At 66.4% G+C, this 10,934-nt stretch carries 9 protein-coding genes and 1 riboswitch; of the genes, 3 read left to right on the plus strand and 6 right to left on the minus strand.

Features of this window, described 5'->3' with window-relative positions:
* Nucleotides 1-121: 121 nt before the first annotated feature.
* Genes mmsB through FHS03_RS21270 form a run of 5 tightly spaced genes read right to left on the minus strand, consistent with a single transcriptional unit; the run spans nucleotide 122 to nucleotide 5,663 of the window.
* Complete coding sequence (mmsB, locus tag FHS03_RS21250) at nucleotides 122-1,018, minus strand: 3-hydroxyisobutyrate dehydrogenase (RefSeq protein ID WP_183442929.1); 897 nt, start codon at nucleotides 1,016-1,018, stop codon at nucleotides 122-124.
* 36 nt (nucleotides 1,019-1,054) lie between these two features.
* Entirely contained in the window at nucleotides 1,055-2,197 is a 1,143-nt protein-coding gene (locus FHS03_RS21255; RefSeq protein WP_183442930.1) for an enoyl-CoA hydratase/isomerase family protein, read from the minus strand.
* Nucleotides 2,194-2,976 carry an enoyl-CoA hydratase gene (locus FHS03_RS21260; RefSeq protein WP_183442931.1) on the minus strand — a complete coding sequence of 261 codons (783 nt, stop codon included), beginning with the start codon at nucleotides 2,974-2,976 and terminating at the stop codon, nucleotides 2,194-2,196. The genes FHS03_RS21255 and FHS03_RS21260 overlap by 4 nt, the downstream gene beginning before the upstream one ends.
* Nucleotides 2,973-4,133, minus strand: a complete 1,161-nt coding sequence (locus FHS03_RS21265; protein ID WP_183442932.1) for an acyl-CoA dehydrogenase family protein — start codon at nucleotides 4,131-4,133, stop codon at nucleotides 2,973-2,975. Before FHS03_RS21265 ends, FHS03_RS21260 begins: the two co-directional genes overlap by 4 nt.
* Nucleotides 4,134-4,145: 12 nt before the next feature.
* Nucleotides 4,146-5,663 carry a CoA-acylating methylmalonate-semialdehyde dehydrogenase gene (locus FHS03_RS21270; RefSeq protein WP_371871750.1) on the minus strand — a complete coding sequence of 506 codons (1,518 nt, stop codon included), beginning with the start codon at nucleotides 5,661-5,663 and terminating at the stop codon, nucleotides 4,146-4,148.
* Between the two features lie 224 nt (nucleotides 5,664-5,887).
* Nucleotides 5,888-6,095: riboswitch (cobalamin riboswitch) on the minus strand.
* A gap of 97 nt (nucleotides 6,096-6,192) precedes the next feature.
* Between FHS03_RS21270 and FHS03_RS21275 the strand changes: the two genes are divergently transcribed.
* Nucleotides 6,193-6,858 carry a hypothetical protein gene (locus FHS03_RS21275; RefSeq protein WP_183442934.1) on the plus strand — a complete coding sequence of 222 codons (666 nt, stop codon included), beginning with the start codon at nucleotides 6,193-6,195 and terminating at the stop codon, nucleotides 6,856-6,858.
* Nucleotides 6,855-7,844, plus strand: a complete 990-nt coding sequence (locus tag FHS03_RS21280) for an NAD-dependent epimerase/dehydratase family protein (protein ID WP_183442935.1) — start codon at nucleotides 6,855-6,857, stop codon at nucleotides 7,842-7,844. Before FHS03_RS21275 ends, FHS03_RS21280 begins: the two co-directional genes overlap by 4 nt.
* A gap of 11 nt (nucleotides 7,845-7,855) precedes the next feature.
* Here FHS03_RS21280 and FHS03_RS21285 read toward each other — a convergent pair whose 3' ends face one another.
* The gene (locus FHS03_RS21285; protein ID WP_183442936.1) at nucleotides 7,856-9,544 is read right to left on the minus strand and encodes an amidohydrolase family protein; all 1,689 of its coding nucleotides are present in this window, start codon (nucleotides 9,542-9,544) and stop codon (nucleotides 7,856-7,858) included.
* Nucleotides 9,545-9,734: 190 nt separating this feature from the next.
* Here FHS03_RS21285 and FHS03_RS21290 point away from each other — a divergent pair, with 190 nt between their 5' ends.
* Nucleotides 9,735-10,925: an acyl-CoA dehydrogenase family protein gene (locus tag FHS03_RS21290; protein WP_183442937.1), complete on the plus strand. Its 1,191-nt coding sequence runs from the start codon at nucleotides 9,735-9,737 to the stop codon at nucleotides 10,923-10,925.
* Nucleotides 10,926-10,934 lie beyond the last annotated feature (9 nt).

Below are 10,934 nucleotides of genomic sequence, written 5' to 3' on the forward strand. Positions count from 1 at the left end.
GCAGAATGGAAATTTTAGCGTTTTGCCCAGCCGTCTGTCACGGAATGCGACGAAAGGTCAAAATCGGGGGCTGAACTGCGCGCGGCGTGCCGCGGGCCGCGCGCCTTTTCCGGCCGCCGGTTTAGCCGCGCGGCGGGGTTTGCAGCAGTTGCAGGATGCTGGAAAAGTCCAGCGCGCCCGCGCCGCTGCCGCTGTGCAGGGCATACAGATTGCGCGCCAGCTCACCGAGCGGAATGGCGGCGCGCGCCGCCAGCGCCGCCTCGGCGGCCAGGCCCAGATCCTTCACCATCAGGTCGACGCCGAAGCCGCCCTGGTAGCCGCGCGCGGCCGGCACATTGTCCATCACGCCGGGGTAGGGGTTGTACAGCTCCAGCGCCCAGTTGCGGCCCGAACTCTTGCTCATGATGTCCGACAGCACCTTGGGATCGAGGCCATTGGCCACGCCCAGGGCCAGGGCTTCGGCGGTGCCGGCCATCAGCACGCCCAGCAGCATATTGTTGCAGATCTTGGCGGTCTGGCCGGCGCCATTGGCGCCGGCGTGGAAGATGTTCTTGCCCATCTGCGCCAGCACGGGACGGGCGCGTTCCAGCGCTTCGGCCGCGCCGCCGACGATGAAGGTCAGCGTGCCGGCTGCCGCGCCGGCCGTGCCGCCCGATACCGGCGCGTCGATCATGGTCAGGCCGCGCGCGGCCGCCGCCTGCGCCACCTTGACGGCGCTGTGCGGGGCGATGGTGCTGCAGTCGATCACCAGCGCGCCGGCCTCGATCTGCGGCAGGATGCCGTCCTGGCCCAGGTACAGGGCTTCCACATGCTGGCTGGCGGGCAGCATGGAAATGACGATCTCCGCGCCTTCGAGTATGGCGTGGGCGCTGCCGGCGGCCAGCGCGCCGGCTTGCGCCAGGCGGCCCACGGCTTCGCGCGAGAGGTCGAAGACATTGACGCGGTGGCCGGCCTTGACCAGGTTCAGGGCCATCGGCCCGCCCATATTGCCCAGGCCGATGAATGCAATATTACTCATGCTTATAGTCTCCTCTATAAATACTTTGTCATGACCTTACAGCGGCCGGCCCAGATCGGCCAGCGGGTGCGCCGGCCATGCCGGAGCGGCGAAGAAGCCTTCCAGCCAGTCGGCGCTGACCTGCTGCAGCGTGGGCGGCTGCCAGCCTGGCTTGCCGTCCTTGTCGATCAGCAGGGCGCGGATGCCTTCGGCGAAATCGGGCCGCGCCGCGCAGTGCAGGGCGGCGATGTATTCGAGGCGGAACACGTCGGCCAGCGACAGGCCCGCCACGCGCTGCTGCAAGGCATGCGACAGCGCGATGGAGCCGGGCGAACCGGCGCGCAGGGTGGCGATGGCCTTGTTGAACCATGCGTCCTCGCTGGCGTGCTGGCTCAGCGCCGCCACGATCTGTGCCAGGCTGGCCGCGCCGCACAGGCGGTTGATCAATTCGAAATGCTGCTGCACCGGGCCGGCTTCGGCCAGGGCAGTGTCAGCGTGGCGGCGCAGCACCTGGGTCAGCAGACGGTCGTTGTCGGCACGCTGGCCGCTCCAGGGTTGCTCCAGCAGGGCAGCCAGCACGGCGGCCTTGCTTTCCTGGGCGATGCCGTGGTCGGCCAGGCCGAGGAAGAGGGCGTCGGCGGCACGCACCTGGGCGCCGGTGAGCGCCAGGAACAGGCCGGTCTTGCCCGGCATGCGCGACAGCAGCCAGCTGCCGCCCACGTCGGGGAACAGGCCGATCGAGATTTCCGGCATGGCCAGGCGCGATTGCCCGGTCACGACGCGGTGGCTGGCGCCGGCCATCAGACCGATGCCGCCGCCCATCACAATGCCGTGGCCCCAGCACAGCAGCGGCTTGGGATAGGTATGGATCTGGTAGTCGAGGCGGTACTCGTGCCGGAAGAAATCGGCCGCGTACTGGTTCGCCGCCGCATCGTCACGCTCGGGCGAGGAATGATGTTGGCGCATCGACGCGTACAGGTTTTGCAGGTCGCCGCCGGCGCAGAAGGCTTTGTCGCCGGTCGCCTGCAGCAGCACCACGGTGATGCCGTCGTCCTGGGCCCAGACGGTAAGGCGCTCGGTCAGCGCATGCACCATCTCCAGCGACAGCGAGTTGAGCGACTTCTCCGCATTCAGCGTGGCGATGCCAATGCGCTTGCCGCCGCCGGCTGGCAGTTCGTCGAAGAGAACGGCAGCGCTCATGCGTTGCTCCACTTCGGCGCGCGTTTTTCCAGGAAGGCGCTCACGCCCTCGGCCTGGTCGTAGGAGTCGAACAGGTCGACGAAAGCTTCGCGCTCCACCGGCAGCACCTGGGTCAGCGGTGCGCTGCGCGCCCCTTGCAGCAGGCGCTTGCAGGCGACGATGCTGGTCGGGCTTTGCTTGTCGGCCATGCGCGCCAGTTCGAAGGCGCGCGTCAGCGACTGGCCGCTGGCCACCACTTCCTCCACCAGGCCGATGCGCAGCGCCGTTTCGGCGTTCACGCGCTCGCCCAGCAGCACCATGCGCTTGGCCCAGCCTTCGCCCACGATCCACGGCAGGTTCTGCGTGCCGCCGGCGCAGGGCAGCAGACCCACCGTGGCTTCCGGCAGGGCCATCTGGGCCTGGCTTTCGGCGATGCGGATATCGCAGGCCAGCGCGCATTCCAGGCCGCCGCCCATGGCATAGCCGTTGATGGCGGCGATCGAGACGCCGCGGAAGCGCGACAGGGTCTCAAACGCTTCGCCGAAGCGGCGCGCCATCTCGTGTGCCATGGCCTTGTCGCCGTCGGCGAACTGTTTCAGATCCGCCCCGGCGGAGAAGAATTTCTCGCCCTTGCCGGTCACGATCAGGCTGGTGATGCGCGGGTTGTCGTTCAAGTCCTGCACCAGCCGGGCCAGGGACGCCAGGCCGTCGCGGGTGAAGGTGTTGGCGGGCGGGTTGGCCAGCGTGACGAGGGCGGTGTGGCCTTCGATGGCCAGCTCCAGATTGGTGTAGTCGCTCAACGAATCTCTCCTGTTGAAGTGGTTGCCAGAAAATGACGCGCCACGATGCTGCGCATGATTTCGTTCGTGCCTTCCAGGATCTGGTGCACGCGCGCGTCGCGCACCAGCCTTTCCAGCGGATATTCGCGGATATAGCCATAACCGCCGTGGATCTGCAGCGCCTCGTTGCAGACCTGGAAGCCCAGGTCGGTCGCCAGGCGCTTGGCCATGGCGCAGTAGGCGGTGGCGTAGGGCGCCTGGGCATCGAGCTTGGTGGCGGCCAGGCGCACCATCTGGCGCGCGGCCACCAGCTCGGTCAGCATATCGGCCAGCTTGAACTGGATGGCCTGGAAGTCGGCCAGCGCGCGGTTGAACTGTTTGCGCTCCGTGACGTAGCGCTGGGCCGCGTTCAGCGCGCCCTGGGCCGCGCCCACCGAACAGGTGGCGATATTGATGCGGCCACCATCGAGGCCGCGCATGGCGATCTTGAAGCCTTCGCCTTCCTCGCCCAACAGATGGCTGGCCGGCACGCGCACATTGTCGAAAGTGACGGAGCGCGTGGGCTGGCTGTTCCAGCCCATCTTTTCTTCCTTGCGGCCATACGTGATGCCGGGCGTATCGGCCGGTACGGCAAAGGCCGAAATGCCGGACGCGCCGGAGCCGCCAGTGCGCGCCATCACCACCAGCATATCGCTCACGCCGGCGCCGGAGATGAAGGCCTTGGCGCCATTCAGCACATAGCCGTCCAGCGCGCGCTCGGCCCGCGTTTTGAGCGAGGCGGCATCGGAACCGGCGCCCGGCTCGGTCAGGCAGTAGGAGCCGAATTTGCGGCCGCTGGTCATCAGCGGTCCCCATTCCTCGCGCAGCGCGGTGCCGCCCCAGGTGCACAGCATCCAGGTCGCCATATTGTGGATGGTCAGATAGGCCGTGGTGGACGGGTCGGCGGCCGCAAGTTCCTCGAAAACGATGGTGGCGTCCAGGCGCGACAGGCCCAGGCCGCCCACATCTTCCGGCGAATAGATGCCGCAAAATCCCAAGTCGCCGGCCTTGGCCAGCGCCTCGGCCGGGAAGGTGGCCTCGGCATCCCACTGCGCCGCGAACGGCGCCAGCTCGCCCTCGGCGAAGGCGCGCGCCGTGCGCTGGAAAGCCAGCTGCTCTTCAGTCAGTTCGAAATCCATGACGCGCCCCCATCACTTGAGCGCGATCGTGGTGTTGACGCCCACCGCCAGCGTGCTGTCGTCGAACCAGCGCTGGGTGATGGTCTTGGTCTGGGTGTAAAAGCTGATCACCTGCTTGCCATAGGGGCCAAGGTCGCCCAGCTTGGAAGCGCGCGAGCCAGTGAAGGAGAACAGCGGCACCGGCACCGGAATCGGCACATTGATGCCGACCTGGCCGACGTCGATCTCTTCCTGGAATTTGCGGGCGGCGGCGCCGGACTGGGTGAAGATGGCGGTGCCGTTGCCGTTCGGGTTGGCGTTAATCATCTCAATGGCCTGCTGCAGGCTGTCCGCTTCGGCCAGGCATAGCACGGGGCCGAAGATTTCCTGCTCGTAGACGCTCATGCCGGGCTTCACGCCGGAGAAGATGGTGGGCGCGATGAAGTTGCCTTGTTCGAAGCCTGGGACGTTCGGCTTGCGGCCGTCGAGTTCCAGTTTGGCGCCGTCGGCCACGCCGCGCTCGATCAGGGTGTTGACGCGGTCGTAGGCGGCGCAGGAGATGACGGGGCCGACATCGGTGCCCGGCTCGGTGCCCGCGTTGACCTTCAGCGTTTTCGCGGTGGCCACCAGCTCGGGAATCCAATTGCGCGCCTCGCCCACCAGCACCGCCACGGAAACGGCCATGCAGCGCTGGCCGGCCGCGCCGAAAGTGGCGCCCACCAGCGAGTTGATGGTCTGTTCCTTGTTGGCGTCGGGCAGAATGACGGCGTGGTTCTTGGCGCCCATCATGCACTGCACGCGCTTGCCGGCCAGGGTGGCGCGGTGGTAGACGTGGGTGCCGACCTTGGTCGAGCCGACGAAGGAAATGGCCTTGATGTCGGCGTGGTCGCAGATCGCGTTCACCACGTCCTCGCCGCCGTGCACCACATTCAGCACGCCGGCCGGCACGCCCGCCTGCAGGGCCAGTTCCACCAGGCGCATCGTCACCATCGGGTCTTGCTCGGAGGGTTTCAGCACGAAGGTATTGCCGCAGGCGATAGCCATGGGGAACATCCACAGCGGAATCATGGCCGGGAAATTGAACGGGGTGATGCCGGCGCAGACGCCGATCGGCTGCAGCAGAGTGTAGGTATCGACGCCGCCGGCCACATTATTGGCCAGCTCGCCCATCTGCAGATTGCCGATATTGGCCGCGTGCTCCACCACTTCCAGGCCGCGGAAGATGTCGCCCTCTGCGTCCGGCAGGGTCTTGCCCTGTTCGGCCGTGAGGATGGCGGCCAGCTCCCGCATATTCTCGCGGATCAGCTGCTGGTATTTCAGGAAGATGCGGGCGCGCGCGCCGATCGGCGTGCGGCGCCAGGTGACGAATGCTTTTTTCGCAGCGGCCACCGCTGCCTCGACTTCCGCCGGCGTAGCGAAGGGCGCGCGGGCCAGCACCTGCTGGGTGGCCGGATTGACGACGTCGCGCCATTGCTGGGTTGCGGATTCCACGAATTCGCCATTGATCAGGAGCTTTACGCTGGGGACGGGGCTGTGTGCTGCGGTGGTCATGGTCATCTTCCTCACATCGGCCCGGCGCGCGCGCCGGGGCAAAACGATAAAAGGCACCAGCCAACGCAGGCAGCGAGGACGCGCGTTCGGCCGGATGCCGGCGGACGGCGCAGCATTGAATTCAATGCGCACCCGCTTGCGCGCCCACCGCGCACAAACGAGACCTGAAAGCCAAAGGGAGGCAGACGTCAACCGGCCATGAGCCGGAGCGCCGCCCGCGCTCATTCGCTTAAGATCATCAGGCCGGTATCCGGGCTCGCAAGACTTGCCGCACCGTCTTCCCAGCCTTCCGGCCAGTGACATGGTTGATGCGGCCACACTTGCTTACCGTTGCGGGGGCAGCAGCGGCTTGGTTTCGTTTTGAAACGCACCGCTTTCCCGTTTAAAGCGGCCCCGGAATAGGGGCGGCTCACCTGATGCATCGAAAAATAACATCAATTTACGTTAACGTAAACGTAAATTTCATTGATGGCGGCGGGCGCCTGGCTTATGCTTGCCGTTTTATGAAATTTGCAAGGTGGAGGCGTATTTGCTGTATTCGATCGCGGGAGCACTGAATTCCCTGTTCATCCTGGCCAGCCTGTATGGCATCTGGTCGCAGCTGCAGAAAATCTGGCAGCGCCGGCGCGAGGGGCATGACCATCCATCCGATGTGCTGTCGCTGAACCAGTTCATGGTCAGCTTCCTCGCCTACTGGGCGTTCTTCGTGTACGGCTACTCGATCGAACCGTTCAACCATTTCATGGTGTGGCCGCGCGCCATTGCCGCGCTGCTGGCGCTGGGCATCCTGGCTGAAATCCGCCGCGACCGGTGCACGCGGGCTACCGACACGGCCTTGCGCCTGGCCGTGCTGCTGATGTTCGCGGGTGCGGCGGGGCTGGCGTTCGGCAAGCGCTTCGTGGACGAGGGCCGGCTGGTGTCGCAAGGCTTGATCGTGCTGGTGACGCTGCTGCTGGCCCAGGGCTATGCGCACCAGATCCGCAAGATCGTGCTGGCGCGCCAGACCGGCGCCGTGTCGCTGCGTATGAGCCAGTTCATTTTGGCCATGGACCTGAGTTCGATCTTCTTCGCCTGCGTGATGGGACTGGAAACCGGCTGGCCCCTGCTGTTGCTGGCCAGCGTCAGCGCCATCACCAAATTGGCTATCATGTGGCTGTTCCGGTGGGAGAAACGGATACAGGAGGCGGCTGCATGAGGATACTGGTAACGGGAAGCGCAGGCCACCTGGGCGAGGCGCTGATGCGCGTGCTGGGCGCTGCGGGCGCCGACGCGGTGGGGCTGGATATTTTGTCCTCACCCTACACCCATCTGCAAGGCTCGATCGCCGATGCGGCCGTGGCGCGCGAGGCCATGCGCGGCGTGGATGCGGTGCTGCATACGGCGACTCTGCACAAGCCGCATGTGGCCACGCATAGCTATTCCGACTTCATCGCCACCAATGTGCAGGGCACGCTGAACCTGCTGGAGGCGGCGCGCGACGCGCAGGCGGGCGCTTTCGTCATGACCAGCAGCACCAGCGTGTTCGGCGCGGCCATGTCGCCCGCGCCCGGCCAGCCTGCGGTCTGGGTGGATGAAACGCTGCAGCCGGTGCCGAAGAATATCTACGGCGCGAGTAAGCTGGCGGCGGAGAACTTGTGCGAGCTGTTCGCGCGCAAACACGGCCTGCCGGTGGTGATCCTGCGCACCTCGCGCTTTTTCCCCGAGACCGACGACGAGCGCGGCGTGCGCGAACGCTATGCGGATGCGAATATCAAGGTCAATGAGTTCCTGAACCGGCGCTGCGATATCGAGGACATCGTGGCAGCCCACCGCTGCGCGCTGGAACGCGCGCGCGGCATCGGCTTCGGGCGCTACATCGTCAGCGCCACCACGCCTTTGCTGCGTGCCGACTTGGCCGACTTGCGCGCGGATGCCGCCGCCGTGGTACGCGCCCGCGTGCCGGCCGTGGCGGACGAGTATGCGCGGCGCGGCTGGTCGTTGTTCCCGCAGCTGGACCGGGTGTACGACAACAGCCTGGCGCGGCGCGAACTGGGCTGGCAGCCGCGCCATGACTTCGCCGGCCTGCTGCAAAGCTTGTCGGCGCTGCCGCTGGAGGCGGATATCCGCAGTCCGCTGGCGCGGGCCATCGGCAGCAAGGGCTATCACGATGAGGTGTTCAGCGACGGTCCCTATCCGGTTTAGCGGATGCCATTTCAGCTTGCGCGGTACTGGTCCACGCGTTGCAGCCAGCTGGCGTCGAGCTGGTGGCGGCGATGGTAGTCTTCCAGGCGTTGGCGGCCGGGCTGGCCCTGGTGCAGGCCGAGGAAGCGCAGCGCGTTCCCGGCCAGGAAGCGCTTGCTGCGCGCCGTGTCCAGGCCGAGGGCGGCGAGTTGGGTGCTGATGGTTTCGGTGTAGCGCTCGTGGTCTTTTTCCTTGCCCAGCATGACCCAGTCGCTGCCATACATCAGGTGGCGCAGCTCGGGATCGTGGCGGGCGAGGAAGCCGGCCATCTGGCGTCGCACATGCTGTGCCTTGGCGGCGTCGCGGCCTGGCAGCAGTTCAGATAGATAACTCAGGTCGGCGAACACATGATCGTCCGGCCAGGCGGCGCCCAGTTGGCCGACCATCTCTTCCCAATCCTCGGCGGGCGGCTGCATCAGGCTATGTTCGAAGCCGCCGAAATGGCCGAGGTTCAGGCGCAGGCCCGGATAGGCCTTGAGCACCGGTTGCCAGAAACGCGGCGCGGCGCGGCCGGAGTAGCCGCTGGCCGCGCCATTGCTGTCGGCCGCATGCGCCATGATGGGGATGCCGGCTGCGGCGGCATAGCGGTAGAGCTGATCGAGCGCATGGTCCAGGTAGAGGGGGAACAGCGGATTGTCGCCGGCCCGTTCCGGATAGCTCAGATTGAAGCGCGAATTCTCTGCCGGCAGAAAACCCATCGGCGGGTACAGCTTGACACCGACGAAGCCCATCTCTTCGACGGCCCAGCGCACCAGGTCGAGCGCCGTGCGGCGCTGGCGGGCGCTGACGTCGATCAGCTGGCGCCACGGGTCGAGCGGCACGAAGCAGTGCAGGGCGGCCGTGGTTTGCAGGCGCTGGATGCGTTCCATCACGCGGATCTGGCTTTCCAGGTCGGACTGCGGCTCGTCGTCCAGCCATAAGGAGAGGTCGACCAGGGCCGGCGTGAACAGGGCTTTGGCATTGGGCGGCGTGTAAAGGCCCAGCAGGCGCGCCACGATGTCGCGCCGGTCCAGCAGCAGCGTGGCGCCCCAGCGGATGTAGCGCGCAATGACGCCGATCCCGCTCAGCAGGCTGCGCGCGGTGGCGCGCGCCTCGGCCTCGTCAAGGATGCCGGGCAGGCTTTTGTCGCCGCCGGTTTCGCTACGGATGGCGCGCAGCAGCGCGTTGCGGCCTTGCTCGTCTTCGGGCAGGTCTTGGGGACGCAGGTTTTTCAGGCCAAGGCTGGGCGTGCCGAACACGGCGAGCAGGGCGCGCACCAGCTCATCTTCGATGCGCTGGCCATTGGCGGCTTTCGTCGCGCCGGCCGCGCCGCTGTCGATTTCCTCCAGCTCCGCGCGCGCACTCTTGGCGGCGCTGCCGATAAATTCGATCAGCAGGGCGGCCAGCCAGGGCAGCAGGGCGCGTTCCATGCCGGCGAAGACGATCTGGTCCTCGTCGTCATGCAGGGCCACATGCTGGATGAAGCCGCGCACCGGCAGGTCGGCCGCGTTGAAGGCGTGGCAGTGCACGTCCACCAGCAGGTCGCCCGCCAACAGCGGCGGCGCGCCTTGCTGCAGCGGCAGCGGGCCGCAGGCGGGCAGCCAGGGCAGGGCGGCGCCGGCGGCCATCAGGCGCAACAGACGGCGGCGGCGGGAGCTGAACTGCGGCGTGGACGCGGGCATATCGTCTCCTTGGGGTGAATCGTGCGCGGCGCATCAGCTCATGAATATAGCCCGCCTGGCGCGTAAAAACATCACACTTTGCCACCATGCGACACCCGCGCCACGCTGCCGCGCAAGTGCTGTACAATCGGCCGGAAGGTTGTTCGAACGATCGTGCTTTTTTGCCCAGCTTTATAAAAAAGGAGACAGCATGGACTTGAACTATTCCGCCGAGGATGAGGCTTTCCGCCAGCAGGTGCGCGCCTTCCTCGACGCTGAACTGCCGCCCGACCTGCAGGCCAAGGTGCGCCGGCATCTACGCCTGACCAAGGACGATTACGTGCGCTGGCACCGCATCGCGGCGCGCCAGGGCTGGGCCGCGCCGGCCTGGCCGACCGAATACGGCGGGCCGGGATGGAACGCCACCCAGCGCCATATCTGGGAAGACGAGTGCGCCCGCGCCGGCACGCCGCGCATCCTGCCTTTCGGCGTGAATATGGTGGCGCCGGTGATCATGACCTTCGGCAGCGCGCAGCAGAAGGCTTACTATCTGCCGCGCATCCTGAGCTGCGAGGACTGGTGGTGCCAGGGCTATTCCGAACCGGGTTCCGGCTCCGACCTGGCGTCGCTGAAAACCACCGCCGTGCGCGAGGGCGAGCATTACATCGTCAACGGGCAGAAGACCTGGACCACGCTGGGCCAGTACGCCGACATGATCTTCTGCCTGGTGCGCACCGATGCCACGGTGCGCAAGCAGGAGGGCATTTCCTTCCTGCTCATCGATATGCACACGCCGGGCATCACGGTGCGCCCCATCATCATGCTCGACGAAGAGCACGAGGTGAACGAAGTCTTCTTCGACAACGTCAAGGTGCCGGTGCAGAACCTGGTGGGCAAGGAGAACAAGGGCTGGACTTACGCCAAATACCTGCTGGGTCATGAGCGCACCGGGATCGCGGCCGTCGGCGTCTCCAAGCGCGAACTGGAAGCGCTGAAGAAGCTGGCGATGCGCCAGCTCAAGCACGGCAAGCCGCTGCTGGAAGATCCGCTGTTCGCCGCCAAGGTGGCCAATCTGGAGATCGAGCTGATGGCGCTGGAAGTGACGGTGCTGCGCACCATCGCGCAGGAAGACCAGGCGCCCGGCCCGCAAGCCTCGCTACTGAAGGTGCGCGGCTCGGAAATCCAGCAGATGCTGACCGAGTTGATGCTGGAAGCGGCCGGTCCCGCCGCGCTGCCTTTCGACCCGGCCTACCTGGACGGCGGGGCGCCCCATGCGGCGGGCGGCGACGACGCTGCCGCGCCGCTGGCGGGCTACTACTTCAATACCCGCAAGACCACGATCTACGGCGGCTCCAACGAAATTCAGAAGAACATCATCACCCAGATGATTCTGGGCTTGTGAGGGAGACAG

It is taken from the genome of Pseudoduganella violacea, from assembly GCF_014191875.1.
Lineage (GTDB): Bacteria > Pseudomonadota > Gammaproteobacteria > Burkholderiales > Burkholderiaceae_D > Rugamonas > Rugamonas violacea_A.